25 protein-coding genes are annotated in these 26,226 nt (G+C 47.9%); 14 read left to right on the top strand and 11 right to left on the bottom strand.

Going from position 1 to position 26,226, the window contains the following annotated elements; all coding sequences use genetic code 11:
- Positions 1-30: 30 nt before the first annotated feature.
- Both ACSTTG_RS12655 and ACSTTG_RS12650 read right to left on the bottom strand, forming a co-directional pair.
- Positions 31-792 (bottom strand): fumarylacetoacetate hydrolase family protein, encoded by a 762-nt coding sequence (locus tag ACSTTG_RS12655; RefSeq protein ID WP_438456762.1) that lies wholly within the window; start codon positions 790-792, stop codon positions 31-33.
- 183 nt (positions 793-975) lie between these two features.
- On the bottom strand, positions 976-1,533 hold the full coding sequence (locus tag ACSTTG_RS12650) for a YceB family lipoprotein (protein WP_438475070.1): 558 nt from the start codon (positions 1,531-1,533) through the stop codon (positions 976-978).
- Positions 1,534-2,040: 507 nt separating this feature from the next.
- On the opposite strand from ACSTTG_RS12650, the gene ACSTTG_RS12645 reads away from it, so the two are divergent.
- Together ACSTTG_RS12645 and ACSTTG_RS12640 are read left to right on the top strand one after the other, a co-directional pair.
- The gene (locus ACSTTG_RS12645; RefSeq protein WP_438475069.1) at positions 2,041-3,582 is read left to right on the top strand and encodes a hypothetical protein; all 1,542 of its coding nucleotides are present in this window, start codon (positions 2,041-2,043) and stop codon (positions 3,580-3,582) included.
- A gap of 133 nt (positions 3,583-3,715) precedes the next feature.
- Positions 3,716-4,711: a transposase gene (locus ACSTTG_RS12640; protein WP_438475068.1), complete on the top strand. Its 996-nt coding sequence runs from the start codon at positions 3,716-3,718 to the stop codon at positions 4,709-4,711.
- A 670-nt stretch (positions 4,712-5,381) separates the two neighbouring features.
- Here ACSTTG_RS12640 and ACSTTG_RS12635 read toward each other — a convergent pair.
- The 7 genes from ACSTTG_RS12635 to ACSTTG_RS12605 form a co-directional block, all read right to left on the bottom strand.
- Entirely contained in the window at positions 5,382-5,828 is a 447-nt protein-coding gene (locus ACSTTG_RS12635; RefSeq protein ID WP_438456766.1) for a copper chaperone PCu(A)C, read from the bottom strand.
- Positions 5,829-5,839: 11 nt separating this feature from the next.
- Positions 5,840-6,412 carry an SCO family protein gene (locus tag ACSTTG_RS12630; protein ID WP_438456767.1) on the bottom strand — a complete coding sequence of 191 codons (573 nt, stop codon included), beginning with the start codon at positions 6,410-6,412 and terminating at the stop codon, positions 5,840-5,842.
- A complete protein-coding gene (locus tag ACSTTG_RS12625; RefSeq protein WP_438475067.1) occupies positions 6,409-6,822 on the bottom strand; it encodes a hypothetical protein in 414 nt (137 codons plus the stop codon). The genes ACSTTG_RS12630 and ACSTTG_RS12625 overlap by 4 nt, the downstream gene beginning before the upstream one ends.
- A gap of 12 nt (positions 6,823-6,834) precedes the next feature.
- Complete coding sequence (locus tag ACSTTG_RS12620) at positions 6,835-7,749, bottom strand: polyprenyl-phosphate transporter (RefSeq protein WP_438475066.1); 915 nt, start codon at positions 7,747-7,749, stop codon at positions 6,835-6,837.
- 123 nt (positions 7,750-7,872) lie between these two features.
- Positions 7,873-8,580 carry a PilZ domain-containing protein gene (locus tag ACSTTG_RS12615; RefSeq protein ID WP_438475065.1) on the bottom strand — a complete coding sequence of 236 codons (708 nt, stop codon included), beginning with the start codon at positions 8,578-8,580 and terminating at the stop codon, positions 7,873-7,875.
- Positions 8,581-8,876: 296 nt separating this feature from the next.
- Positions 8,877-10,007: an HlyD family secretion protein gene (locus tag ACSTTG_RS12610; RefSeq protein WP_438456771.1), complete on the bottom strand. Its 1,131-nt coding sequence runs from the start codon at positions 10,005-10,007 to the stop codon at positions 8,877-8,879.
- Positions 10,008-10,009: 2 nt separating this feature from the next.
- Entirely contained in the window at positions 10,010-10,390 is a 381-nt protein-coding gene (locus tag ACSTTG_RS12605) for a DUF3302 domain-containing protein (RefSeq protein ID WP_438475064.1), read from the bottom strand.
- Positions 10,391-10,653: 263 nt separating this feature from the next.
- On the opposite strand from ACSTTG_RS12605, the gene ACSTTG_RS12600 reads away from it, so the two are divergent.
- From ACSTTG_RS12600 to ACSTTG_RS12585, 4 genes are read left to right on the top strand one after another with little or no spacing between them, the layout of a single operon-like run.
- Complete coding sequence (locus ACSTTG_RS12600; protein ID WP_438475063.1) at positions 10,654-11,607, top strand: YbgA family protein; 954 nt, start codon at positions 10,654-10,656, stop codon at positions 11,605-11,607.
- Entirely contained in the window at positions 11,597-12,382 is a 786-nt protein-coding gene (locus ACSTTG_RS12595; protein ID WP_438475062.1) for a MerR family transcriptional regulator, read from the top strand. Before ACSTTG_RS12600 ends, ACSTTG_RS12595 begins: the two co-directional genes overlap by 11 nt.
- 10 nt (positions 12,383-12,392) lie before the next feature.
- Positions 12,393-13,802, top strand: coding sequence for a deoxyribodipyrimidine photo-lyase (gene phrB, locus ACSTTG_RS12590; protein WP_438475061.1), 1,410 nt, complete (start codon positions 12,393-12,395; stop codon positions 13,800-13,802).
- Positions 13,799-14,701: a L,D-transpeptidase family protein gene (locus ACSTTG_RS12585; RefSeq protein WP_438475060.1), complete on the top strand. Its 903-nt coding sequence runs from the start codon at positions 13,799-13,801 to the stop codon at positions 14,699-14,701. Before phrB ends, ACSTTG_RS12585 begins: the two co-directional genes overlap by 4 nt.
- Before the next feature lie 79 nt (positions 14,702-14,780).
- Here the strand turns inward: ACSTTG_RS12585 and ACSTTG_RS12580 are convergent, their stop codons facing one another.
- Positions 14,781-15,041 carry an Lpp/OprI family alanine-zipper lipoprotein gene (locus ACSTTG_RS12580; RefSeq protein ID WP_438456777.1) on the bottom strand — a complete coding sequence of 87 codons (261 nt, stop codon included), beginning with the start codon at positions 15,039-15,041 and terminating at the stop codon, positions 14,781-14,783.
- A gap of 395 nt (positions 15,042-15,436) precedes the next feature.
- Here ACSTTG_RS12580 and ACSTTG_RS12575 point away from each other — a divergent pair, with 395 nt between their 5' ends.
- From ACSTTG_RS12575 to pstB, 5 genes are all read left to right on the top strand, one after another.
- Positions 15,437-16,771, top strand: a complete 1,335-nt coding sequence (locus ACSTTG_RS12575) for a DEAD/DEAH box helicase (RefSeq protein ID WP_438475059.1) — start codon at positions 15,437-15,439, stop codon at positions 16,769-16,771.
- A 596-nt stretch (positions 16,772-17,367) separates the two neighbouring features.
- A complete protein-coding gene (locus ACSTTG_RS12570; protein WP_438475058.1) occupies positions 17,368-18,189 on the top strand; it encodes a phosphate ABC transporter substrate-binding protein in 822 nt (273 codons plus the stop codon).
- A 100-nt stretch (positions 18,190-18,289) separates the two neighbouring features.
- Entirely contained in the window at positions 18,290-19,222 is a 933-nt protein-coding gene (pstC, locus tag ACSTTG_RS12565) for a phosphate ABC transporter permease subunit PstC (protein WP_438475057.1), read from the top strand.
- Positions 19,223-19,227: 5 nt separating this feature from the next.
- Positions 19,228-20,091 carry a phosphate ABC transporter permease PstA gene (gene pstA / locus ACSTTG_RS12560; protein WP_438475056.1) on the top strand — a complete coding sequence of 288 codons (864 nt, stop codon included), beginning with the start codon at positions 19,228-19,230 and terminating at the stop codon, positions 20,089-20,091.
- A 65-nt stretch (positions 20,092-20,156) separates the two neighbouring features.
- Positions 20,157-20,906, top strand: coding sequence for a phosphate ABC transporter ATP-binding protein PstB (pstB, locus tag ACSTTG_RS12555; RefSeq protein WP_438475055.1), 750 nt, complete (start codon positions 20,157-20,159; stop codon positions 20,904-20,906).
- 785 nt (positions 20,907-21,691) lie between these two features.
- Here the strand turns inward: pstB and ACSTTG_RS12550 are convergent.
- Entirely contained in the window at positions 21,692-23,062 is a 1,371-nt protein-coding gene (locus tag ACSTTG_RS12550; RefSeq protein WP_438475054.1) for a YjiH family protein, read from the bottom strand.
- Between the two features lie 243 nt (positions 23,063-23,305).
- On the opposite strand from ACSTTG_RS12550, the gene ACSTTG_RS12545 reads away from it, so the two are divergent.
- The 3 genes from ACSTTG_RS12545 to ACSTTG_RS12535 all read left to right on the top strand — a co-directional run bounded on the left by ACSTTG_RS12545 (position 23,306) and on the right by ACSTTG_RS12535 (position 26,196).
- On the top strand, positions 23,306-23,926 hold the full coding sequence (locus ACSTTG_RS12545; RefSeq protein WP_438456784.1) for a hypothetical protein: 621 nt from the start codon (positions 23,306-23,308) through the stop codon (positions 23,924-23,926).
- Positions 23,927-24,081: 155 nt separating this feature from the next.
- Positions 24,082-25,386, top strand: coding sequence for a peptidoglycan DD-endopeptidase ShyA (gene shyA, locus ACSTTG_RS12540; RefSeq protein WP_438475053.1), 1,305 nt, complete (start codon positions 24,082-24,084; stop codon positions 25,384-25,386).
- A gap of 297 nt (positions 25,387-25,683) precedes the next feature.
- A complete protein-coding gene (locus ACSTTG_RS12535; RefSeq protein ID WP_438475052.1) occupies positions 25,684-26,196 on the top strand; it encodes a hypothetical protein in 513 nt (170 codons plus the stop codon).
- The last annotated feature ends 30 nt before the right edge of the window (positions 26,197-26,226 follow it).

The raw sequence follows: 26,226 nt of genomic DNA, 5'->3' as shown, positions 1-26,226 counted from the left end.
CTGCTGCTGAACTGAACAAGAGAGGTGAGATTACTTCTCTTTAAATGTCACTTGGTACTCGCCAATGCCTTCGTAGCTGATGGTCGTCAGCTTATCGAATGCAACCTCAACGATACCGCAGTAAGAGCCAGTGATGATCGCTTCGCCTGCTTGGAAGTCCATACCACGACGAGTCATGTAGTTGATTAGCCAGTAGATTGGGTTTTGTGGCAGCGTATTCGGATGCTTACCATCAAAGTCTTGAACCTGATCTTCTTGCGCTACCGTTACCTTGATATTCGCTGCAGCAAAGGCTTTGTCGCGTGCGATTTCAGGACCGATGAATAGGCCTTGGTTTACTAGGCAGTCAGCCAGTTTTTCATAGAACTCTGCACCGCTGTCGTCAGCAAAACGTGCCTGCATTAGCTCTAGAGCCATGTGGCAAGAGCCGATAGCAGCGTTGATTTCTTCTTCGCTGTAGCCTGCAGGGTTAGCTGGTAGTGCTTTGTTGAGTACAAAAGCAATCTCTGGCTCAATGCGTACAGCATTGTTGTCAGCGAACAGCTCACAGGTTTCACCTTGCTGAACACTGTCAGCAAAAATAGGTGCAACGACAAATTTATCTTCAGCCAACGGCAGTAGACATTTCCAGCCACCCACTTTATCACTGTGTAGATCGATCATTGAAGACTGGATCTCAAGTGCATCATCGATAGTGTTTGGACGCTGCTCTTCGCTTAGGCGTGGTGCTTTGGTGCCGGCAACGCGGCGGCTTAGCAGCTCAGAGGCTGCCTGCTTAAATGTGCTAGTCATATTGTAATACCTTTTACTTGCTTAGCTGGATGATAACGAAAAGTTCCTAGTCTGAATAGATCAGCAAGTAAATGGTTTGCACTGGGTCAAAGATAGTTGAAAATGTTAGAGATATTTTAATCATCTTTGCCAATTTAGTAGGCAAGGTGATCTGAATAGATAGATTACAAGTGACTAATTGTGTTAGTTAAACAGCTCGATTACCAGCTTGTTGTTTTTGATCACTAGGTTGGGTCTGGCGGATTTTACCAGGGCCTCTTTGGTTGTCTTGCTGTCTAGCTTGTACACTGGCTGGGTTGACAGTGCTTGGCCGAGCATCGCGACTGCCGGTTTGAGCAGGGTCGCTATCTCTGGGGTGAGTCTTTGGCTTTTATCGTTAAAGTGCTCAAGACGCAGAGATTTCAAAAAGATCTCACCGGTGTCCTTGTCATATTCTGGCACAGCGCTGAACTCGAGATCGAGGTCAAGGCTCATCCCCTGCATACTGAGCATTTGAATATCGGCATTGGTATTGGCTGCAATCGATACCCGCTCGTCATCCACGCGGCCGATTTTGACCGCCAGGTCATCGACAGAGACTTGAGCATACATCACATTAGCCACGCCAAGCGATTGATTGAAGTTTAAGTTGTCCTCAAGGTAGTCGGTCATCTCTTGCTCGCTAATACTGTAGCTGGCGCAGCTTGTCACAAGTAAGCAGCCCAGTAATGCGAGCCAGTTTTTTCCAATCACCTTGATCATACGCAGTCCTAAATTGATGGTTAAGGTTGTTCACTCGCGTGAACGAGTGGTTATTGAGTAAACCTTAGCTCAAAGTAGGGATAGCAAGTCAGCGCCAAGCAAAAGTCTGCCAAATTTCCAAGCGTTGAGAAAAGCACAGGTTCGAGGCGCGGATTACACTCGTTGCGAGGCGCGAGGAGTTTATTGCGCATTAAAAATATCTTGTTCCTTTCTGGGCTATGTTCGCCCCCGAAATCTCACCTGTGTCCGAAAACACTGAAGTTTTTTTGTAGTTAAATCAATTAAGGCGGTATAGGTATGTCAAGAGATTTCTGACACATTGCGTTTTACATCAGATGCTTAGGCTCGTAATACCTTTCATAATATTTTGACGTGCCAGATAAACATTCGCTAACACATTCAGTGAGTGATTTATAGTCACTCGATCAGTTTGCCGGCTCAATATCATAAAACGTGCACTCTTCTTAATTTATGGTACTTCACTCAATAATCCTAACGAGCAAAATAATGAAAACTAATAATATTAAGAACTCGATTGTTGCAGCTGCAGTAACATCAATCATGGCTGGATGTGGTAGTGGCTCTGGAGACTCAGACAACGGTGGCGGATCAGGCTACACGCAAATGAAGTCTAACACTAAGGGCGCAACAGCATTTGCCTTTGTTACAGAGAGCGCATCTTTCTCTGATGAAGTTTCTATTGATGCTATGTCATCACGTAATGGTGAGTCTTCTCTAACAACGGTCAGTGGTTCTTGTGATGACCTGGTAAAAGTTGTTGAAGTTGAAATTGAAGACCCGGATTCACCTGATCCAGAAGCCCCGGAGTTCATCACTGAAAAAGTATTCTCTCGTTCCAATAGCAATAACTGTCATATTCACGAAGTTGTTGCTATGAAAGAGCACCTTATTCTAAACGGTAACTTCCATAAACTAGCTGATGTGACAGGTAACGAGATTGAAGAGTGTCTACTGGTTGCTTTGCCAATGGATGAAGAGAGTGGTCTTGGAGAGTGTCTTGTTTACAATGATAACCCATACGGCTCTTATCGCTCTCATATTAATGGTATTAACGTAACGGCTGACGGCAGTGGTCTTCACATTATGTACCACCATGCTCCTGATCCTGATAACAGCCCGTTGCTGTACTTGCCGACTCTGGCATACTGGGATAATAACGGTAAGGTTGAGAACATTCACCAACAACCAACTGAGAGGCATAATACTCCGGTTCGAGCGGCATGGTCGTATGATGGAAGTGAACATTACTTCGTAAGGGATTTTGACGGTAATGGGAACTTTGCATACCCTGCTCATGCCAACTGTACCAGTGGTCAATGTGGCGGTATGGGTATTGACTATAACTTTAGTGTTGGAACAGGTGGTAGTGCTCTACTTCCAGAGAAATACATTCAGGTTGGCGAGTACGTAGTTACTAATCTAAGGCACTCAGAGGGTATCTCTCAAGGCTCTGCTGTTGTTAACACTAAGTATATGTCTCCTCTGGCATTAACTGATTTCACTTTGGATGGGAATTCAGGTCTATTAACGGTTTTAAGGGATCATAACTTCCAGCATGAAGATGAAGAGTACGTGTATTTTGCAGGTGATTTTAGTGGCACTTATCCTGCTCCTAGCGCTTACAATCGCTTCTTTAAAGTTGCCAAGGGCGATTTAGGTACGCAGTTTATCCAGATTGAAGATATTTTCGACTTCAGTGAGTATAGAGAGGTGTTCCAATCAACGGTTGGTGACACCAACTTTATTTTCTTAGTGACTGATACGGGTCAGAACCCAACTCTATCGTATTATGATGTTAACAAATTGGAGCATGTGTCTGAGAATATCTTAGAACGCCCAGAGCTAGCTCATTACGATACTTATGAGGTTCGCCAATATGTAAGTGGTGTGAAAATCATTGCCTCAGATTTTTATGGAGAAGCGGATGAAGTCTTCTTTGATCAGACAACTGGTGAGATCACTAAAGATCCGATTGATAAGCAAGAGATTGGCGGGACTATTCCGCTTTACCCGACATCTGGTATTTAACTTAGACAACTTTACAAAAGGCCTGTGGTACAGGCCTTTTTAGCCAAAAGATATATCATGACACCCATATTATTGGTGAAGTTGTTGAACCTCTTCTACACTGAAATAGTGCTCAGCTCTTAGGAGAATCACGATGCCCAAAGCTCGCTCTGAACAAGTTAGTCTGGATGATACGACCTTCTACCACTGTGTTTCGCGCTGTGTGCGCAGGGCCTACTTGTGTGGTGTTGATGAGGTTACTGGTAAGAGTTATGAACATCGGCGGGGTTGGGTTGAAGAGCGTCTGCTCAAGTTGGCGCGAGTGTTCGCCATTGATGTCTGCTCGTATGCGGTGATGAGTAATCATACCCACGTGGTGCTGCATGTTAATCAGGTAACGGCTCTGGGCTGGAGTGCGAATGAAGTCTTGGAGCGTTGGCATCAATTGCACAAAGGAACCCTGCTGACAACTCGCTATCTTAGTGGGGAGCAGCTCGATGACGCGTCATTGAAAGCGGTTATGGATATTGTTGAGGTGTATCGCCAGCGTCTGTATGACATCAGCTGGTTTATGCGTAATCTTAATGAGGCCATAGCCCGTCAAGCCAACAGAGAAGAGGGGTGCACCGGAAGATTTTGGGAAGGGCGTTTTAAGTCGCAAGCCCTACTTGACGAAGCTGCTTTAGTTGCCTGTATGGCTTATGTCGATTTAAACCCGGTCCGCGCCCAGATAGCGTCAACCCCTGAAGAATCTGAATATACCAGTATCAAGGCTAGGGTGGATACTCTTCAGGACTCTGACGGCTGCAACCCGCGCCAACCGGAAGCCTTATTTCCCTTTGTTGGTGACCCAAGGCAGGAGATGCCAGAGGGGCTGCCGTTCCGACTTGAAGATTACCTGTCACTGGTGGACTTCAGTGGTCGCGTCATACGTGAAGATAAGCGTGGAGCCATAGCGGAGCTTCATCCGCCGATTTTGTCCAGGTTAGGAATCGATGAAGCGGTGTGGGGATCTCTGATTGTTTCGCTTGAAAAGGAATTCACCGGACCTATCGGCGGTGAAAAGTCTCTGCGTCAATACCAACGACATCACGGCTTGCAGCGGATGAAAGGCGTTAGAGTGGCCAGGCGATGCTTTAAAGCGGCTTAACTTTCCATTTATCAAGCTCGATTTTCCGCTGATGAGTGCAGCGGTGAAGAACTATTTGCACGATACTGCCCAACAACTAAAAATATGTTTCTGATGATAGATTTTGTCTGATATTTGACTCTTTTTCTGCTCTGTATCCCGTATCGTTTTTGATTCGATAGGTCGTTAATCTTCTTTAGTTTAAATATGGGTGTCTATTTATATTTTTTTATTTATATTTTATTATATTGCGGATGAAAGGCGTTAGAGTCGCCAGGCGATGCTTTAAAGCGGCTTAACTTTCCATTTATCGAGCTCGATTTTCCGCTGATGAGTGCAGCGGTGAAGAACTATTTGCACGATACTGCCCAACAACTAAAAATATGTTTCTGATGATAGATTTTGTCTGATATTTGACTCTTTTTCTGCTCTGTATCCCGTATCGTTTTTGATTCGATAGGTCGTTAATCTTCTTTAGTTTAAATATGGGTGTCTACTTATATTTTTCCTTCTTGCTTTTTGTTGTCCTGAGCGACCCAAATAGGATTAGGCTTTACTGTTCACCGACTACCCACTATTTCAGGGGGAGAGCGAGGTACATTTCGTTTCGATGTGCGAGGCCCTGTCCGCACGCTCAAGCCCTCTCGCTCCACGTAGGGCTCCGCCCGTCCCCGAACCCCGCCCCTTTTTTTTAGTGGTGATGTTTCATTGCTGGCAGGACTTTTTTTATCGGGGCGATGAAGCTTTGATGGCGGCCATCAGCGAAGGTGAGTTCTAGGTTGATAGACTCCCCCTCTACTAGTGGCTGGGAGAGATCAAACAGCATAATGTGTAAGCCGCCGGGCTTTAACAGCAGGTGTTGATTGGCCGGGACAACCAATTGGTCGACTTGACGCATTTTCATTACATCACCCTCGGTTTCAACGGTGTGTAGCTCAACGCTGCCAGCTGCGGGTGTGGTTGCTGAAACAATTGTCACTGGGCTATCGGCGTGGTTGTGCAAGTGGGCAAACACCGCGCTGGTGGTGATGTTTGGCGGCGTGGCGCGCACGTAAGGGTCATTGATCATAAGCTCAGTCTCTGCATGCGAGGCAAGAGCCCAGGTAGTCAAGCTGAGCATGGTTAACAATTTACGCATCAATACTCTCCTCATTGTGTGATAGTTGTTTTTATCGCGGCTAGCACTGGTGCGGGTGACAGTGCATGAGGGACCTTGGTGAGGAGCTGGCCACGAGCGTTAATCAGGTAGAAGTAGGAGTTGTGATCTAGGGTGTACTCTAGCTCAGAGCCCTCAAGCTGCGATTTTTGGAAGATAACACCGAACTGGTTGGCCAGCTTTTGTGTCGTGTCTAAGCTGCCGCTGAGCCCCTCTAATCTTGGATGGAAGTACTGTGCGTATTGATGTGCAAGCGCGGCATCATCGCGATCAGGGTCGAGGGAGATGAAAATTGGACGAAGTTGGTCGAGCTCGTGCTCTTCCAGTTGATTTAGGGCGCCTGCCAGCATGGCAAGCGAGGTAGGGCAGACATCGGGGCAGCGAGTAAAACCAAAGTAGACGATGCGAATTCTTGGGTCGTCTGACGAGAACAGTTCCACGCTTTCGCTGTTTTTTCCTGCAAGTTGATAAGAGTGTGACATGGGCGTTGAGCTGTGGGTTAACCAGAGCTGTGTGGCAATACCAGCAACCAGCGCCACTGGGAGTATCCATATCCATTTTTTCATCGGGCCATCCTTATTCCAATCGCGATAGTGTCGTTACCATCGGTTATTTCGCCTCGCCAAGTCATGGCGTGTGTTGAGCATATAGGCAAGACGATATCGGTCTGATAGAGATTATTGTCAACCTTGACTAACTGGGCGCGCACCTCTCCCATCTCCATCTCAATGCCACGTAGTTTGATACTGAGCTCTTCAGTATCACTGGGCCAAGTCACGCTGAGTTTGGTGGCGGAAAGAGGTTGCACCTTGTCTGAGTCTAATACGACGCGTTTGTCATCAAAGGTGCAAGCTTGTGTTGAAGCAAAGCAGGCGGGGACTGTGGGTGTCGAATACCAAGCACTCACCGCTGGCACGAGATAAAAGCCCGCGATCGCGGTGAGTGAGGCGATAATGAGCGAAATCCCTGCTCGCATTGCAACTCCTGTTTAGTGGTTATCGGCAACCTTCTCCAAAAGCAACACCAAGCCAATCGCAAAGAGCGCGGCAATGATGGCATAGGTCAATTGAGCCGGTTGATTGGCCACGGCCTCAAATGAAAACGGAGAGAGATTGATTTGCTCTAGGGGTACTTGCTCACCGCTAGAGTTTGTGCGCCAACTGATGGTTTCTTTCCATGGCCATATCTTAGGCAGAGTCCCGATCATTAAGCCAGTAAGAAAGGTCAAAGTGAGGTCTCGGTAACGATTTAGCAGCCATGAGAGAAGATGGGAAAAACACAGCAGTCCTGACACACAGCCCGCTAGAAAAAGGCCGAGCAGGGCAAAGTCAGCCCCTTTTACTGCAGCAAGAACAGGTGTGTACATCCCAAGCAGCAACAGAATAAAGCTACCAGAAATACCGGGTAGGATCATGGCACAGATAGCGATAGTGCCGCAGAGGAAAAAGTTGAATGTGGTCGGCTCAAGATCCAGCGGCTTGAGGACAGTAATCAGGTAGGCAAAGCCAACGCCAATCAGCAGAAAGGCCACCGCTTTGACATCACGTTGCTTTACCTGACGGAGAATGTGGTAAACGGAAACCAAGATCAGACCAAAAAAGAACGACCAAAGTGGGATGGGGTGAGTAACCATCAGCCAAGAGATCAGTTTAGCCAGGGTTGCGATACTGGTAAGTACCCCGGTAAACAGTGCCACCAAGAAGGTCCCATTAATGCTTTGCCAGGCACCTTTAACCCCTTGCTGTTTGAGCGTAGTCAATAAGCTTGGGTTGATACTACGAATACTGCCCAACAGCTTATCGTAGATGCCGGTAATAAATGCGATTGTGCCGCCTGAAACGCCCGGGACGACATCGGCTGCACCCATTGCCATACCCTTAAAGAAAGTAATTAAATAATTCATATTGTTATAGTGAGAAAGGTGATGGGCTTAGTATATACCCAAGTTACCTTTGGATGCAGGCCTTGAGTGAATATACAGGCTCATCTCGATATCAAATGCCAGGGGAAGGTCAACGGGAGCACATTATTCCTCAATCAGTTCAGACAGACTGGCTTTAAGGCTAGTGAGGATCAGCCGAGCGCTCGCACGCCCTTTCTGATCGAACTCAAGGCCATAGCGGGCATCCGATTGTGAGTTGGATAGGTTGCAGATACGACCACACAGAGGGGCGAGTTGACCAAATTCTTCTTGTGTCGCCAACAGTGAAATCTCGACTGTTTCGCCAATCTGAAAAGGTTGTGATTGAGGCTCGGTAATAAAACGACAGCCACCGATGGATAAGTCTTGCACCTCACACTGAGTCTTGAGCGCCTTAGAGCGCACCTCACCCTGTAAGTTGAGTTGATAGCGGGGCTCTTTACGTGACTGTTTCACCACCATCTTGTTGCGGGGCTTAAGCGCAATGTAGGCCAGTGGGCGGTGAACCACATACTTAATCTGGGCACGGAAATGAACCTCAGCGCCTTCCCCTTGTGGCGAGAAGGTGCGGCCATTGACCCAAAACTGCTCTTGGAAATAGGTTTTGAGCTCCTCAACAGAGAGCGGCGGGGGCTCAATCAGGATCATGGTGTCTGAGTAGGCGCCAATCAATCGAGCACTGACACGAAACGTGGTCCCGACGGGTGTAGTTACATGTAGCGTTATCTCACAGCCATGCTCGAGCATAGCAAGAGCATCAGCACTGTCCAGTTTAATGACTTTGTCGGGCGAGTGTTTGGTGATTAGCCCCATGTGGCTGTCTCTTGCGGAAACGCTATCTCTTGCTCAAACACTGTCTCTTGCTCACATTCTTGTCGTTTAGATTCATCCATAAATCTCATTGGGACCCAATTAAAGAGGCTATTACTGAATAATTACTCAAATTTATATTAAGTATGTTCATGATTGCATAAAACAGGGAAGGGGTACTTTCGGTGGTTGTTTAGTCGATAAATGTTAACTTGATCACATAGGTGGGACAGTGGGCGCAAAGCGCCCGCCAAATTCGGGCGGGCATATAACGAGGTGAGTGGTTTAAGATAGCGTATTTAGTGGTCCAGATAGAGGTAGTTTTGCCAACTCTTCATTCTAATCAATACCTTACGCATAACAGACACATGGGTGAATTTATCTGAGTAGACCGCAACCTCGACGGCTGTCCCCAATGGCAGCGAAAAGTCACTGAGATCGTCGGTGATTTTTAACGTCACCAGTACTCGACCACTGGTTTTTAGGGCACTGGTTTCAAGCAGTCTTCCCTGTGCCTGGACTTGGCTCTCACCAATCGCAGGCAAGACCTGTATCACCTCGCCTTTAAAGACTCGGCCAGGAATAGCGCGGAACAAAAATTCAGCCTCAAAGCCGGGCTTGAGACGCTGCAACGAGTTTTGTCGAAACGCTGCGGTGTAGAGGATATCTTCGGTATGGACAAAGGTTAACACTGGTGCCAGTGGCAGCGGGACCGCCATAACACCCGGGCGGAGAATGACCTGAGTGGCATAGCCATCAGTCGGGGCAACGGCGATGGTTTGCTCAAGATCAAACTCTGCTTGTCTCAGCTCGGCAAGCAATGAGGCAACCTGAGTATTTTCACCGCCGATTTCGGAATCTAACGCCAGCTGAGCTTGTTGTTGATTGGCCTGCGCAACCTCAAGCGAGGCTTGAGCCGCTTTAAAGGCTTGGCGACGGGTATCGAGTTGTTGTTCAGTGAAAGCACCCTTGTCGAAACCACGTTGATAACGCTGAAATTCGCGCTGGGCCTTGTCGCGCTCAGCCAGTGCTTGTTCAACCGAGGCTTTAGTTTCAACCAGATTGGACTCGAGCACCAGCGCACCCTGGCTGGCCTCCTTGATTTGGGCGCTGACTCTGGCGACCTCTGCCTGATAAGGTTCTGGATCGATGCGAAACAGCACGTCACCCTGCTTCAAAGGCTGATTGGGCGTTACAGGCACCTCAATAACGCGGCCACGCACACCTGACACCATAGGTGTCGTGGTGAAAGTTTGATTGCCAATTTGAGTAAACGGGTGATTGTAGTTCATCAGCAGGATCAAAGTGCCGACCAATATGACTCCACCAAGCACCGCGGTTGGTACCGTCCATTTATTGAGTGGGATATTGAACACTTTAAAGATCGCGATACACAGCGCCGCGTAGGTCATGATAAGCAGTAAATCCATGGTTACTCCTTGTCGTCAGGTGCTGATGGGAGAGGGGATGAGGATGTTGGCTGGCGCTTGAGTTCATCCACTTCGGCCTGAAGGCCCTCGATTCGGTCAATAAGGGTATCGACTCGATGATGAATATCGTGCTGCTCGGCCTCTAACTTGGCAAAGCCCCAACCCCGCTCTTTGCGCCACAAGGTTGCCCATATCCACAAAAATGGCCAGATAGCATGCAGAGTAAACAGGCTGACCCAACCAGCATAATGAATCGCATCCTGATGAGGATGCTCACGCTCTTTAGCGATCTCGTAAGGAATATCATGAATAACAATAATGCCGTAAAAAATCACCAGGGCGACAAACACAAGCAACCCCAGAGCAAAATAATCAAGAAACATCCGTATTTCCCGTTAACAGTAAGTTAAATTAAGTATTTGACACGAAAGTAGTTATTTCAACTCGGGCAAATAATTTTTTTTAAGAACACTCTAGTTAATAGAGTGGAGACTCCCAACGCGCCCTGAACTCCTCGCCTCTCGCAGGGCAACGCCCGTCCTCGCCTCTCGCCCCTGTCTTCTAGTTGTACAAACAAAAAAACTGTACAAATAACAAATGACCAATAATACTTGTACAAAATGATAACTTGTACATGAGGTGCAGCATGTTGGCGACAAAAGCAAAAGTGGGAATCAGTTCTTGTGTTCTGGGTGAAAAGGTAAGATTTGATTCTGGGCATAAAATCAGCAACTTTGTGACCAAAGAGCTCTCTTCCTATCTCGAATTTATTTCGATTTGTCCCGAAGTCGGCATTGGCCTCTCAGTACCAAGGCCTACGATCCGTCTGATTTCCAATGATGAGCGTATTGCCTTAGTGGAGACAAAAGATGAGACAAAAGACTACACCGATTTGATGATTGATTTCTCTAATGCTCAAGTGGACCGCCTCAGCCGGGAGCCTCTGTGTGGTTACATTGTCTGCGCTAAATCCCCCACCTGCGGCATGGAGCGCGTAAAGGTGTACAAGAACAAGCGTGCCGACAAAGAGGGTGTGGGTATGTACACCGAGATCTTGATGCAGAGAATGCCTTGGCTACCTGTTGAAGAGGATGGGCGCCTCAATGACCCAGTACTGCGAGAAAACTTTATCTCGCGTATCTACAGCCTGCAGGATTTGTATCACTCAATGGGAGATGAAGTCACCCGCGGCAAGATCGTTGCCTTTCACTCGCGCTACAAGCTGACGCTAATGGCGCACCATCCTGATTCCTATCGCTCGCTAGGGCAGTTGGTGGCAAACATCAAAGACTACTCGACTGAGGAATTTTTTGACAAGTATCGACTTGAATTTATGAATGCAATGAAAAAACGCGCCAGTCGTAAGAATAACACCAATGTTTTGATGCATATTCAGGGTTATTTCAAACGCAGTCTGGATAAGCCACAAAAAGCGGAGCTGGCTAAGGTCATCGATGACTACCGAACTGGGATGCTGCCGCTTCTGGCGCCACTGACGCTGATTAAGCACTATTTAAGTACCTACCCTGATGACTACCTCGCCAATCAGAAGTACCTAGAACCTTACCCACAGGAGTTACGTCTGCGTTATGGTTTATGACCACAAAAAATACGCCATCAGGGAGGTGTCAGAACTGACCGGCGTTAAGCCCGTCACTCTGCGTGCCTGGCAGAGGCGCTACAGCTTGATTCAGCCAGAGCGAACAGAGAAAGGGCATCGCCTTTACACCGACCGCCATCTCGAGACCATAAGAGAGATCCAAGGCTGGCTGGCTAAAGGAGTGGCGATCGGTAAGGTCAAAGAGCTGCTGGGTAACCCCGACATTGCGCCTGACCCAAACCAACCTCCCCAAGCGATTGAACAGGTTGAAGCGGTCCTTACTGCTCTGGCACAACTAAAAAGTGGCAAGGTTGACGCCATCATTACCTCTGTTTTTAAGGAATACCCCTTACAACACGTTGAGAGTCTGTTGCTCGAACCTGTTATGGAGGCATTGATTCGGGTTAAAGGCAGCAGTCGTACCCTGCAACGTGCCCTGTTCCAGAGTGTGATGCTCAATCGTTTAAGCTCCATTATCGAATCTGAGAATAAAGCTGCTCACCGTGGTCACACGCTGGTGGTTAACCTGGATGTTGCAGGTAATACGTTTGCTTGGCTTTATTGCTTGAGGGTTGCAGAGCGAGGCCAGCGTGTCACCATGCTCGATGGCGTTGAGGATGTTACGGGACTTGTCGATGCGAAATGGCCATTTGATAGCATTGCTCTGTTTTCAAATCGAGCATTGACCGAGAACCTCAAAGATGGCGTACAACGTCTCAAGGACAAATGGGGAGAGCACCTACACTGCTCGCCGATGATTGAACATTTAACATAGGAAAATAGTGATGCACTTAGTCTGGCTTCGGCGTGACTTGCGCGTAGACGACAACCCAGCGCTTGCCGGTGCCTTGGCGAGCGGTGAAGCCGTGGTGGCAGTGTACATAGCGACGCCTGAACAGTGGCAGAGTCATGGCCTATCTCATCGCCAAGCGGATTTGATTTGGCGACGCCTGTTTGAACTGCAGCAAGATCTAACACAACTTAATGTGCCGCTACTCTATGTTGAAGAGACCGATTTCCACGCCGCGGTGGAGCGGATCGCCTCTCTGTGCGCCGTGCATGAAGTGAATAGTGTCCATGCGAACCGTGAGTATGAGTTGAACGAGGTCATGCGTGACCAAGCGCTTGAAGCCGCTTTACGTGAATACAACGTTGATGTGACCCTTCATCACGACCGCTGCCTAATGGTGCCAGGGAGTGTGACCAATAAACAAGGGCACTATTTCAAAGTTTTTACCCCGTTCAAGAAAGCTCTACTATCGCAATGGCAGCCCGCACAAATCGTCAAGAACAAACCGGCCAGCCATATTGCGACGACTGAGGCTGACTGGCCACTGCTCGATGGCGAAACCTCTTCGTTTAGCTATCCGCGTCAAGCGAGTGATGATTGGGCGGTGACTACCTCGGCGATTCGTGCGAAGTTGCGTGAATTCTGTCAGCAAAGTGTCGGGCACTATCACCAAGAGCGGGACTTTCCTTCTCTGGATTCCACCAGTCGCCTATCGCCTTACTTGGCGATAGGCGCACTCTCGGTCAGGCAATGCGTTGCACGTATGGCAGTCAATGGGCAACACCAAGAGCAGGGGGGGGAGGTGTGGCTTAGCGAGCTTATCTGGCGAGATTTTTATCAACACCTTATCTACTTTGAGCCACGTCTTTGTCAGCACCAGGACTTTATTGCTTGGGGAGCCAACGTCAAGTGGAGTGAGTCTGAGCAACATCTGTTGGCGTGGCAACAGGGGCGAACTGGTTACCCGATTGTCGATGCAGCGATGCGCCAGTTAAATCAGACGGGTTGGATGCACAATCGATTAAGAATGGTGGTAGCGAGCTTTTTAACCAAAGATTTGCATATCGATTGGCGCAAGGGTGAACACTATTTTATGACGCAATTGATTGATGGTGATTTTGCCTCCAACAATGGCGGCTGGCAATGGTGTGCTTCCACCGGTTGTGATGGCCAGCCCTACTTTCGCATCTTTAATCCCACCAGTCAGGGAGAAAGATTTGACCCTGAGGGTGATTTTGTCTGTCACTGGATACCTGAGCTAAAACAAGTGCCTACACGATATGTCCACACACCTTGGCTGTGGAGTGGATTCAATGGTCTGGATTATCCGCCACCAATAGTTGATCACAAAGCAGAAAGAGAGATAACCTTAGCGGCGTATAAACAAGCAAAGGATGTCGAATGAAGCTACGTAACTGCTTGTCTCTGTGCTGGTTGGTCAGCACATCTGCGCTATCTGCAGCCTACAGCCTGCCTCCGGAAGGCAGCAGTATTGTTGGTCGCACTCAGTATCATGTTGTAGAGCAGGGCGAGACACTGGCGAACATTGCCAAACATTATGATGTGGGCTTTCTGTCTTTAACTGCAGCAAACAAAGGTGTGGACCCATTCTTACCACAGGCTGAGCACGTCCTGACGATACCGAGTGAGATCATTTTGCCACAAGTGGAGCGGACCGGGATTGTGATCAACCTGGCCGAGCTGCGTTTGTACTATTTTGAGCCGGAGGAAGAGATCGTACACATCTTTCCTGTTGGTATAGGTCGAATTGGTCGTGATACTCCAGAGATGACCACACGCATCAGTCAAATGCGTGAGGCGCCAACTTGGACACCACCACAATCAGTACGAAGAGACTATCTTGCCAAGGGAATTGAGCTGCCTGCGGTTGTCCAAGCCGGTCCCGACAATCCATTGGGCGAGTACGCGATGCGACTTGCTTATGGCAACGGTGAGTATCTGATCCACGGCACCAATAAAGAGTTTGGTATTGGGCTTAGGGTGAGTGCTGGCTGTATCCGTATGGAGCCAAAAGACATTGAGTGGTTATTTCACCAGGTTGAGCGTGGCACACAGGTTAGGATCATCAATGAGCCAGTCAAAATGACGCTTGAGCCAGATCGCAGCGTGTTTATTGAGGCGCACGAGCCTTTGACGCGCAGTGATGGGTCGAAAAAGTCACTCGAGCTACCGATTGAGCTAGAGTGGTGGTTAGAAGAATATGAGCTCTCTCCAAGTAAAGCCAACTCGGTGTTACGGGCGCAAAATGGTGTACCCGTTGAGGTTGTCGCCTCTCAGCTGTGAGGTCGCCTTAATATAGTGTGAAAATAAAAAAGAGCCGTTGTTAGGCTCTTTTTTTCTGAGTTTGAACGATAACAAACGCTTACTTAGTGTATGACTGCGCGATGTTGTCGATGCGCTCGTTAGCTCGCGCCGCTTCTCTTTGAGCTGACATCGCTGCATCAGCAACTTTCTGCATATCAGCATTTTGCATTGCCTTCATTGAAGAAACTTCTTGGCTTAGTTGGCTAACTTGTGCGTTTAGTTCGTTTAGTTGAGCAGTGGTTTCCTCATCTGGACCTGATGCACAGCCCGCTAATAGAAGTACAGAAGACGCCGCAGCTGCGATTAACATTTTGTTCATCATGAACTCCTTGCATGGATTTTGGTATCAAATAACGCCCTATACATTCTTTTCATATAGTGACACAGCAAGTGTAGACAGTTTCCGACGTAACACAAAGGTCAGAAAAGTTAAAAAAAACCAAGAATTTAAGGATTGCGTAAATATGTTGACCAAGTTCTCACATTTGATAAGAATTTTGACTATTACAGTCGATCTTTTCGCCTAGTGTTGCTACCCAAATAAAAAAGTTAATTACTATTATATAGTTAAGTAGTGAAGATTACTTGCTACAGATGTCAAGTTGGCTTTTGGCTGCATTTTCACTGGAAGGGACTACAATCGAACTAGATTTGGGTCAAAGTAGGTTTTGATGTACTATGACGCGCTTTTTATTCTTTCCTTGGAGATAGCTTTTGCAGTTTAAAGATTTGGGCCTTGATAATCGCCTTTTAAAGACACTCAATCATTTTGATTTCCGCAAGCCAACGGAGATCCAACAGAAGGCAGTGCCGGTGGTGATTGCAGGTAAGGATTTGTTGGCGTCATCGAAGACAGGGTCGGGTAAGACACTGGCTTTTGTGTTGCCGATGTTACACAAATCACTCAAGACCAAAGCCTTCTCTGCGAAAGATCCTCGCGCTGTGATCCTCGCGCCGACGCGTGAGTTGGCCAAGCAGGTATACGGCGAACTGCGTTCAATGCTCGCTGGTCTCTCTTATGAAGCAACCTTGATTCTCGGTGGCGAGAACTTCAATGACCAAGTTAAGGCTCTACGCCGCTATCCGAAGTTTATTGTGGCAACGCCAGGGCGTTTGGCTGACCACCTTGAACATCGCTCACTATTTCTTGATGGCCTAGATACGCTGATCCTCGATGAGGCGGATCGTATGTTGGATCTCGGCTTTGCTCCAGAGTTGCGCCGCATTCACAACGCCGCTAAGCACCGTCGCCGTCAAACTTTGATGTTCTCTGCAACGCTGGATCACGCTGAGGTTAATGATATCGCGGCAGAGATGCTCGACAATCCAAAGCGTATTGCGATTGGCGTATCAAATGAAGAACATAAAGACATTACCCAGCGCTTCTATCTTTGTGATCACCTCGACCATAAAGAAGCCATCTTAGAGCGTGTCTTGGAGGAGGCAGAGTATCGCCAAGTCATCATCTTTACTGCAACGCGTGATGATACTGAGCGTCTAACCTCCAAGTTGAATGAGAAGAAACTCAAGGCAGTCGCTCTGAGCGGCAATCTGAACCAGACTCAGCGTAATACCATCATGAGTCAGTTTGAGCGTGCAGTATTCAAGATTTTGGTGACCACCGATGTCGCCTCGCGAGGTTTGGATATTGCTAATGTGACCCATGTAATTAACTTTGATATGCCAAAGCATACCGAAGAGTATGTGCACCGTGTTGGACGTACTGGTCGTGCGGGTAATAAAGGGGATGCTATCTCCTTGGTGGGCCCTAAAGACTGGGCGAGTTTCAAGCGTGTTGAGACTTACCTGCAACAGGATCTGAGCTTTTCTGAGCTCGAAGGACTGAAGGGTAAGTTTAAAGGTATCAAGCCACGTAAGCCCGATTTCCGCAAGAAGAAAGCAGACCCGCGTAAGACTAAAGGCACTAATAAGCGCGTAGCAAAGAAGCAGCCAGCCAAGCGAGATAAGGGCTTTTATCAAAACGTTGCTGTGGGTGACGCTGTTTTTGTTCCAAAAAAGAAAGTCGCACCAAAAGTTGACGATGAGTAATCATCTTTAATCATCAAAAAGGTGGCCCGTTGGCCACCTTTTTTGTATTTGTTGTCTTCTCTGTCAGGTGATTTTGGCAAATATTACGGTTAATAAGAGCAAAAAATAGCCGTTCGCAATAAAAAAAATACGGTTTTTCTGAGGTTTTTGGCCACATAAAACGGCGGCATTTTGTACAAATTTGCACGTTGAAAATCATGTAACGAGCTAAGCCTAATCTGTGTGTGAGTTCAAGCTTGCAACAACTAATTCGTATACTTTACAACGTGTACAGCAACGTATACTTGATGGTTTCAATTCAACAAGGTACCAAAGTCGATTTATAACAATGACTTAAGTTGAGCTTTAGGTTTTTGATTAAGAGCTTTGATTAGACGGGCGTTAACAGGTAGCTAACATTGCAGCTTCGATTTCGTGATTCTAGCCACCTTTTAACAATACGAGATGGGCACAAGATCCCAAAATGACACAAGGTCATCTATGTGTCACATGTCACCGAGACTTCAATTTACTGAAACATAACTGTCATATTCACAGCCTAAAGTGGGCACCGTTCAAGTAAACAACGGCAATGATGCCAACAAAGGAATTTTGTGATGAAAAAGACAGTACTCGGTGCAATCGCACTTCTAAGCGCAATGGCAGTGACTCCTGTTTCTGCTAAAGAAACCATCTCTGCAGTAGGTTCTAGCAGCGTAACTCCACTAATGGAAGTTTTCTCTGAAACATACATGAAGACGAACAACAACGTTTTCATTGAAGTACAAGGCCCTGGCTCTTCAGCTGGTGTTCGCGCTGCAAAAGCAGGCACTGCTGACCTAGGTATGTCTTCACGTGCTCTTAAGGCAGATGAAAAAGAGCCATCTCTAGTTGAACTAACTGTTGCTCTAGACGGTATCGCTGTTGTTGTTAACCCAAACAACAACATCGAAGGCCTAACAGCTGAGCAAGTAACAGCTATCTACAAAGGCGAAGTAGCTAACTGGAAAGAAGTTGGCGGCGAAGACAAGCCAATCGTTGCGGTTACACGTGATACAGCATCTGGTACTCGTGGTGCATTCGAAGACATCATGGACCTTAAGCAAAAAATCGGTGACGTAACTGTTACTGCTATCTCTCAGCGCGCTCAAGTTGCTAACGGTAACGGTGCTCTAAAAACTATGGTTGCTTCTAACCCATACGCTATCGGTTACATCTCTCTAGGTACAGTTGACGCAACAGTTAACGCACTACCTATCGACGGTGTTGAAGCGTCTGTAGACAACGTTAAGAACGGCTCTTACAAAGTTGCTCGTCCTTTCCTAGTTCTTTACAAAGAAGGCCAGCCTTCAGCTGAAGCACAAAAATTCCTAGACTGGATGGTTGCATCTGAAGCGCAATCTCTAGCGGAATCTAAAGGCTACATCTCTGCTCAATAATCAGCAGACCATACAGTAAAAATTAAGTTGCTCAGCCCGCATTTTGGGCTGAGCCTTTTCCATCTCTTTCGATAACTGTTTCGATTTTGAGAATTTTAATATGACCATCGCATCTAGTAGTGAAAAGCTTATGAACTCTGAAGCTAATGCTATCAAAAAGTCTGGTTTACGCGAGCAAAAGCGCGTTGACTGGAGAGAACGTATTTTCCACGGCCTGTTTTTAACCAGTGCCGTAATCGGTATTGTATCCCTAGCGATCATCGCGTACTTCATCGTGCGTGAGAGTATCCCGGCCTTCCAGCAAGTGGGTGTTGCGGGTATCGTTATGGGTCAACACTGGCTACCGCCAGCACTTTACGGTGTTGCAACCATGATTGTTGCCTCACTGGTATCGACGCTAGGCGCTGTGATTGTTGGTGTGCCAATCGGCGTACTGACCGCCATCTTTATCGCAGAAATCGCACCAAAGCGTGTTGCTAACATTATTCGCCCAGCGGTTGAGCTTCTGGCGGGTATCCCATCGGTGGTATACGGCTTCTTCGGTCTAGTTATCATCGTGCCGCTGATTCAACAGATCTTTAATGTGCCTGCAGGTAACACCATCCTTGCCGGTATCATCGTTCTGGGTGTGATGATCCTGCCAACGGTAATCACCGTCTCTGAAACGTCTATCCGCGCGGTGCCTCGTACTTACAAAGAAGGCTCACTGGCGCTAGGCGCTTCAAAAATCTACACCATCTTTAAGCTTCTTGTCCCAGCGGCGCGCTCAGGCATTATGACTGGCGTTATCTTGGGTATCGGTCGTGCACTGGGTGAAACCATGGCAATCATCATGGTTATGGGTAACGCACCAGCGATGCCTGAAGGCCTGCTTGACTCTGCGCGTACGCTAACAGCGAACATCGCGATTGAGATGTCATACGCAAGTGGTGTTCACGCTAACGCACTTTATGCAACCGGTGTTGTACTTCTAGTGTTCATCATGATGTTGAATGCTGCTCTTCTATACCTAAACCGTGAGAAAGCGAGATAAGAACTATGGATCGCGTAAAACTAAAGCAGTCACGAGACTTTAAAGACAAGATTCTTAATGGCTTTGTATGGGCAGCAGCAGCAGCGACTGTGGGCTTCCTGTTCTGGATTATCTGGTACATCCTTGCTAACGGTCTACAACACGTAGATTGGGCATTTATTACTGGTAACTACACGCGCACCGGCGACAGTCAGGGTATCTTCCCAATGATTGTCTCGACAATTTACATGGTTATCGCATCGATTGCTGTAGCCGCGCCTCTGGGCATTATGACGGCAATCTACCTAACTGAGTACGCTCAAGTAGGCAGCCGTTTGGTGAAAGTGATCCGTTTCTGTACGGAATCACTGGCGGGTATCCCGTCAATCATCTTCGGTCTATTTGGTATGACCTTCTTTGTAACGATTCTTGGCTTTGGCTTCTCGATTCTATCGGGTGCACTGACGCTAAGTATCCTGATTCTTCCGGTTATCATCCGTACTACCGAAGAAGCATTGATGGCAGTACCACAGACCTACCGTGAAGGCTCATACGGCCTTGGCGCTTCAAAAATTTACACTATCTGGCGTTTGATCTTGCCAAGCGCAATGCCAGGTATCTTAACCTCGGTCATTCTAAGTATTGGTCGTGTCATCGGTGAATCTGCTCCTGTATTCCTTACAGCGGGTATGGTTGCGCGTATTCCTGACTCGCTATTCGATTCAGGTCGTACGCTAACGGTTCACCTATTTAAGTTGACTACTGAGCTGTTCTCTATTGAAGAGTGGAACCAAGCTTACGGTACGGCCACAGTGCTTATCGTTGTAGTACTTCTGATCAACATGATTACTAAGCTGATTGCGAGCCGCTTCAATACGGCAACTTACTAATTACGCACATTACAAGTTACGCATAGCTATTTAGACACGAATTTAAGATTTAAGAGATTAAGACAATGAACAAGTTTGATATTGAAAACCTAGACCTATTCTACGGCGACAACCAGGCACTAAAATCGATCAACCTACCGATCCCGACTAAGCAAGTAACAGCGCTTATCGGCCCATCAGGCTGTGGTAAGTCAACGCTACTGCGCTGCTTGAACCGCATGAACGACCTGATTGAAGGCGTTAAGATCACCGGTAAGCTTGAGATGGATGGTACAGACATCTACGGCAACATCGATGTGGCGGACCTGCGTATCAAGGTTGGCATGGTATTCCAGAAGCCAAACCCGTTCCCAATGAGCATCTACGAGAACGTAGCGTACGGCCTACGTGCTCAAGGTATCAAAGATAAGAATCATATCGACCTAGTGGTAGAGCAATCACTGCGCGGTGCAGCGCTTTGGGATGAGGTGAAAGACCGCCTCAAATCTCACGCCTTTGGCCTTTCTGGTGGTCAGCAGCAGCGTCTATGTATTGCACGTACGATTGCGATGCAACCTGATGTCATCCTAATGGATGAACCAACATCAGCGCTTGACCCAATCGCAACCCACAAAATCGAAGAGCTGATGGAAGAGCTTAAGAAAAACTACACGATCGTTATCGTAACTCACTCAATGCAGCAGGCGCGTCGTATCTCTGACCGCACAGCATTCTTCCTAATGGGTGAGCTTGTTGAGCATAACGACACCGCAGTTATCTTTAGTAACCCAAGCGATGATCGCACTCAGGGTTACGTAAACGGTGACTTCGGCTAATCGCATTTACTGGCATATAACACTATAACTATAAGCGATGGTAACTTTGCCCCTCTTGATGAGGGGCTTTTTTATGCCTCAAACAAAAGGGGGGCGGGGTTCGGGGGCGGGCGTTGCCCTTCGGGGAGCGGGGTGTTTCTCGGGCGCTTGTAGTTTGGGGGATTGTTTTGGCTCAAGGAGCCTCCTGCGGGTCTTGGGCGAATAAAACCAAGGAGCGGGGTTCGAGTTCGGGCGTTGCCCTTCGGGGAGCGAGGTGTTTCTCGGGTGCTGGTAGTTTGGGGGAATTGTTTTGGCTCAGGTAGCCTCCTTAGGGTCTTGGGCGAATAAAACCAAGGAGCGGGGTTCGAGTACGGGCGTTGCCCTTCGGGGAGCGAGGAGTTTCTTGGGCGCTTGTAGTTTAAGGCATTATTTTGGCTCAAGTGGCACGAATAAAACACAGGGGCGGGGTTCGAGTACGGGCGATGCCCCGCGAGGAGCGAGGTGTTTCTTGGGTGCTGGTAGTTTTGGGACAGTGTCTGGGTTCAATTGGTTGCGAGTAAAGCCAAGGAGAGAGGGTAGGCGCTGCTTTTCGAGGAGCGAGACGTTTCTTGGGGGTAGGCGGTGTCCTTCGAGGTTTTATGCGCTGGTTATGGGAGAATTTACTGAGAGTGTTCTAGGGCCTTACGAGGTATGGTTAATTTCAGGTTTTGGCAATACACTCGCTCCTCGAAACGAAGTGTCCTCGAACCCCGCCCCTAAAAAAAAGCCCAGCAACTGCTGGGCTTTTTTGGGTTCGTGTAACTCAGTTAGAAAATGAGATGCGCGACACCTGCAATCACAGGCAGGGTGACTAGCGTGCGCAGGATAAAGATAATAAACAGCTCACCGATGTTGACTGGGATCTTGCTGCCTAGTAGTAGGGCGCCGACTTCTGACATGTAGATCAGCTGAGTGACTGACATGGCTGCGATAACGAAGCGGGTCATTTCGCTGTCGATAGAAGCAGCTAGGATTGCTGGGATAAACATGTCTGCAAAGCCCACCACGATGGTTTGAGAGGCTTGTACGGCTTCTGGTACGCCTAGCAGCTCAAGGAATGGGATGAATGGCTGACCTAGGAATGAGAAGACTGAGGTGTACTCTGCAATCACGAGGGCAATGGTGCCAAGGCCCATGACAACGGGCAATACGCCAAACACCATATCAAGCGCGTTCTTGATCCCCTCGCTAGCCACCGATTTGGCTGATTTGACTTGGCTTGCTTTGAACATGGCAAGCTTAAGGCCCCACGACCAAGTGGTTTGCCCCTCAGGGATGACATTGTCGTCTTTACTTGGCGCGCTGCCATCGATGTATAGGTCTTGTTTGCGGCTCAGTGGTGGTAAGCGTGGCACGATGATCGCAGCCACTAGGCCAGCTAGGCAAACCGCGCCGTAGAATGGCAGGAACAGGTACTCAAGCTCAACCTGTGCAATCACAACTAGGCTGAACGTGATCGATACCGCTGAGAAGGTGGTGCCGACAATCGCCGCTTCACGTTGGGTGTAGAACTTCTGCTCATACTGTTTGCTGGTCATTAGGATGCCGACGCTACCATCACCAAGCCAAGAGGCAATACAGTCGATTGCGCTGCGGCCCGGCAGGTTGAAGATTGGGCGCATCACTTTACTCAGCAGTGTACCGAAAAGCTCAAGCAGGCCAAAATTTAGTAGGAATGGGAGTAGTAGACCGGCAAAGATAAACACTGAGAATAGCGTTGGTAGCAGGCCTTCTAGGACCAAACCACCGGTGTCTTCATGCCAAATCGCCTCCGGTCCCATTTGTAGGTAGGTCATGACAACCGCGATGCCACCAATCACACGCACAGCGAGCCACAGTGGCGAAGGTGACAGCAATCCATCGACAAAGGTGTTGTTGGCAATAAAACGCGGTTTTACGAAGCGGTACAGGACCGAGGCCAGCGCCATAAAGGCGATAATGGCGGTGATCAATGGCACAATGACATTGCTCATAGCCGCTTGCAATGATTTAGCCAGCACGGCTACAGGGATGGTTAGGTCACCATTAAAGCTGATCGGGGCCATAAACAGGAACAGGCCAATCAGTGATGGGATCAAAAAGACCCAGAGGGTGGATTTCTTGTGTTTTTTCTCAAGTATAGATGCGTGGTCTTGCATGGCGTGACTCGTGTTACCGCTAATTAATGGTGATTGCCTATCTGGGAATACTTATGCACTAAAATTCTGCTTTTAGTCATGGGCGCAGATAATATATGCAATCTAGGTGTACTGGCAATAGATATTCACGTTTTTTTGCTAACTATTCAGAGTAATATGTTGCAAAAAAGTGAAAGCGTCTGCTTTTCATTTATTTACTTCTCAGGTAACGTGTTTTTTGACCTTCGCTTATTGGAGACCGTGATGGGACGACGAATCTTCTCTATGCCAGTACTGCTGTTTATTCCACTTGCTTTGCTTGTGATAGTGAGTGTAGCCGCTGTTTATCGCTTTTCCCTTAGTGATGAGCAGATAGTCGCGAAGTTTATTCCTGCCCAAGAGGCTAATCCGGTCGTCAAAGCGGTCTTTGGTCTCTCTTTGCCCGGTGCTTTGGTCATGCCAGTTCCCGAGACTAACGCCAACGTCGTCTTCAATCGCATTGATGTCGATAAGGCATTGGTGCTTGGGGATTACGACTCTGGTCAAGAGCGAGGTCAAGCAGCCTTGTTGTTTGCGCCCATCACCGCTGTCGAGTTGGCACTTGGACGTGGCTTTATCGCCGTGGTGGTGGTGTCCAATCAAGGCAGCGGGCATTTCTACTACTTGGCTTCTTTTGGTGTCGATCGGCAGCAAACTCGGCTTGTGGCGCTTGATAGCTACTTTCTCGGTGATCGCATTGTCCCGGAAGGACTGTCGTTGGAAGGTCATTCATTGACGGTCAATTATCTGCAATACGCTCCCGGACAGGCACTGGCTGAGGATCCACAAGAAAAGGCTGAAAAACAGTTGTTTGTCAGCATAAACGGTACATTTAGCGATAAATAGCCTCATTACAATTGTGTGACATACGTTTTGATTCTCAATGTAACAATGACTTTTTATTGAAAAACAGATATTCTTACTGGGTTTTAGTCCTGAGCTTTCTTAACATAACAGTTACCAGGACATCGGGTAATTCCTAACTTTTTGACGATATTGATGTGTTTTTCAAAGATTTTACTAAACGTTTTGTGAGATTGAGCTACAAACAGAAGCTTGCTCTGTGTTCCTCCCCAATCTTGCTTGCTGGCGTACTTGGGTTTGTTCCCGAGGCGAACCAGCCACAAGTGATTACTCTCAATGTTGAGCCTTTGTCACTCTCAGTCCAGGCTGAGCTAGAGGTGATCGACGTACCCGACTACCCAAATTATGAGTATGTCATCCAAAAGGGTGACAACCTAAGCACCATCTTTAATAAACTTGGCTTCGGTTATCAAGAGATGATGCGCGTTCAAGAGACGGACGTAAACTTCCTGTCTCTCGATACCCTGCGCCCAGGAAACACATTGCGTTTCTGGAGTGAAGAGCAGCACCGTCTGAGCAAGATGATGCTCGAGTTCAGCCCTGTTGATAAGGTGGTTTACACTAAGCTCGATGATGGTAGTTTTGATTACGAGCGCATAGAAGAGCCAGGTGAGTGGCAGAATCGGGCCTACATCGGTGAGATCCATGGTAGTTTCTCGCAGTCAGTCAATGGGGCTGGCATGGGTAATACGGAAATCGAGAATGTGGTTGGCTTGCTAAAAGACAAGCTTAACTTTTCCAGAGATCTCCGCGCTGGAGATCGCTTTGAGATTGTACAATCTAGACAGTATTACCAAGGGGAGTTGACCGGCAACTCAGAGGTTCAGGCCATTCGTATATTTAACCGTGGGCGAGAGATCACGGCCTATCTGCATAGCGATGGCCAGTATTACGATAAGGACGGTGAAAGCCTGCAGCGCGCGTTTCGTCGCAAACCGATGGATGGCAACTATCGCTTAAGCTCTCACTTCAATCCAAATCGTAAACACCCTGTGACAGGGCGCGTATCGCCGCACAACGGGACGGACTGGGCAACGCCGACTGGTACCCCGATTGTTTCGACGGGCGATGGCGTGGTGGCAATGACGCGTAATCACCCTTACGCAGGGAAATACGTGGTTATCCAGCACGGCACTACCTATAAGACTCGTTACTTGCACCTAAGCAAAATTTTGGTCAAGCAAGGGCAAGCTGTTAAGCGTGGGCAACGCATTGGTCTAGCTGGGGCAACGGGTCGAGTGACCGGACCGCATATCCACTATGAATTGATTGTTCGTGGTCGCGCTGTAAACCCAGTGACCGCCGACATTCCAATGGCAACCTCAGTGCCGAAGAATGAAATGGCGAAATTCACTGCCAAGCGTGACGAGCTCAACAACTGGCTCCGTGAACAAGAAGTCCTCTTGGCGAGCCAAAGCGAAGAAGACGCTAACGCAAGCTAACTTAGGCTTTTGGTTAAAATAGATAGTGAAAACGGCGCTGATGCTTCAGCGTCGTTTTTTATTATGCAAGCTTGAGTTTCGCTGCGCTCCGAGGGACGGGGACGCTTCGCTACGGGGAGCGAGTAATCCCAGCGCGTGATAAGTTCCTTATTCCCCAGAGGACCCTCAGAGGGTGGTAAACTCCTCGCATCTCGGAGGCTTTGCCCGTACTCGCACCTCGAAACTGTTTTTTAGGAGTAGATTTAGTTGAGATTTTTGTCGAATTTTAAGTTTAGGGCCTGGGTTATAGGGTGCGGTTTGCTGTTTCCTTTAGCTGGGTTTGCCAGTCATCCGTTGTTTGCGCCGTTTACTAGCCTTGATACACCGATGATGGATGTCCAAGGTGTTTATCAAGATCAGGCCACCTTTGAGTGTGCATTGGGAGAGGATGAATGGCGGTATTGTGCGGAATTTAGTTATTATGACCTGCCTGTTTTTGCCCAGTTTTTTTCAGATGAAGGGCAAATCAACCAGGTGCGGTTAGAGTTGGCTAGCAGTGCTTTTCACTTAAGTCAGCTGCAGTTCAATTTACGACGAGATGGATTTCAGCCACACAGGGTGAGTTACGCCGAGCATGACTTTAATGTACAAGAGGCGCTCAAGCACAGCCCCCCTGAAGTGGTCGATCGTCAGTTGATTGAGTTAATTAATCAGCGGCCAAGGAATAGCATCCTATCCATGCAGTGGGTCAAGTCGAGTAACGAGGTGTTGATTCAAGCTAAAATTCAAGATGATGGCACTGACCTCGTGCTAGAAATGACCCGGCAATAGCGTCAGAGATCAAGTACGAATAAGCAAAAT

Source organism: Vibrio glycogenivorans, assembly GCF_051660965.1.
Taxonomy (GTDB): Bacteria; Pseudomonadota; Gammaproteobacteria; order Enterobacterales; family Vibrionaceae; genus Vibrio.
Note: the sequence above shows the minus strand (reverse complement) of the source record. Positions and strands in the feature narration are given on the sequence as shown.

What these genes read in the sequence shown, in the direction of transcription:
- ACSTTG_RS12570 (WP_438475058.1), top strand. Translation starts at nt 17,368, where the DNA reads ATGAAAAAGACAGTACTCGGTGCAATCGCACTTCTAAGCGCAATGGCA.
- ACSTTG_RS12655 (WP_438456762.1), bottom strand. Translation starts at nt 792, where the DNA reads ATGACTAGCACATTTAAGCAGGCAGCCTCTGAGCTGCTAAGCCGCCGC.
- ACSTTG_RS12580 (WP_438456777.1), bottom strand. Translation starts at nt 15,041, where the DNA reads ATGAACAAAATGTTAATCGCAGCTGCGGCGTCTTCTGTACTTCTATTA.
- ACSTTG_RS12625 (WP_438475067.1), bottom strand. Translation starts at nt 6,822, where the DNA reads ATGCGAGCAGGGATTTCGCTCATTATCGCCTCACTCACCGCGATCGCG.
- ACSTTG_RS12545 (WP_438456784.1), top strand. Translation starts at nt 23,306, where the DNA reads ATGGGACGACGAATCTTCTCTATGCCAGTACTGCTGTTTATTCCACTT.
- pstB (WP_438475055.1), top strand. Translation starts at nt 20,157, where the DNA reads ATGAACAAGTTTGATATTGAAAACCTAGACCTATTCTACGGCGACAAC.
- ACSTTG_RS12620 (WP_438475066.1), bottom strand. Translation starts at nt 7,749, where the DNA reads ATGAATTATTTAATTACTTTCTTTAAGGGTATGGCAATGGGTGCAGCC.
- ACSTTG_RS12640 (WP_438475068.1), top strand. Translation starts at nt 3,716, where the DNA reads ATGCCCAAAGCTCGCTCTGAACAAGTTAGTCTGGATGATACGACCTTC.
- ACSTTG_RS12645 (WP_438475069.1), top strand. Translation starts at nt 2,041, where the DNA reads ATGAAAACTAATAATATTAAGAACTCGATTGTTGCAGCTGCAGTAACA.
- ACSTTG_RS12600 (WP_438475063.1), top strand. Translation starts at nt 10,654, where the DNA reads ATGTTGGCGACAAAAGCAAAAGTGGGAATCAGTTCTTGTGTTCTGGGT.
- ACSTTG_RS12650 (WP_438475070.1), bottom strand. Translation starts at nt 1,533, where the DNA reads ATGATCAAGGTGATTGGAAAAAACTGGCTCGCATTACTGGGCTGCTTA.
- ACSTTG_RS12605 (WP_438475064.1), bottom strand. Translation starts at nt 10,390, where the DNA reads ATGTTTCTTGATTATTTTGCTCTGGGGTTGCTTGTGTTTGTCGCCCTG.
- ACSTTG_RS12585 (WP_438475060.1), top strand. Translation starts at nt 13,799, where the DNA reads ATGAAGCTACGTAACTGCTTGTCTCTGTGCTGGTTGGTCAGCACATCT.
- ACSTTG_RS12595 (WP_438475062.1), top strand. Translation starts at nt 11,597, where the DNA reads ATGGTTTATGACCACAAAAAATACGCCATCAGGGAGGTGTCAGAACTG.
- pstC (WP_438475057.1), top strand. Translation starts at nt 18,290, where the DNA reads ATGACCATCGCATCTAGTAGTGAAAAGCTTATGAACTCTGAAGCTAAT.
- phrB (WP_438475061.1), top strand. Translation starts at nt 12,393, where the DNA reads ATGCACTTAGTCTGGCTTCGGCGTGACTTGCGCGTAGACGACAACCCA.
- ACSTTG_RS12635 (WP_438456766.1), bottom strand. Translation starts at nt 5,828, where the DNA reads ATGCGTAAATTGTTAACCATGCTCAGCTTGACTACCTGGGCTCTTGCC.
- ACSTTG_RS12630 (WP_438456767.1), bottom strand. Translation starts at nt 6,412, where the DNA reads ATGAAAAAATGGATATGGATACTCCCAGTGGCGCTGGTTGCTGGTATT.
- ACSTTG_RS12610 (WP_438456771.1), bottom strand. Translation starts at nt 10,007, where the DNA reads ATGGATTTACTGCTTATCATGACCTACGCGGCGCTGTGTATCGCGATC.
- ACSTTG_RS12550 (WP_438475054.1), bottom strand. Translation starts at nt 23,062, where the DNA reads ATGCAAGACCACGCATCTATACTTGAGAAAAAACACAAGAAATCCACC.
- pstA (WP_438475056.1), top strand. Translation starts at nt 19,228, where the DNA reads ATGGATCGCGTAAAACTAAAGCAGTCACGAGACTTTAAAGACAAGATT.
- ACSTTG_RS12615 (WP_438475065.1), bottom strand. Translation starts at nt 8,580, where the DNA reads ATGGGGCTAATCACCAAACACTCGCCCGACAAAGTCATTAAACTGGAC.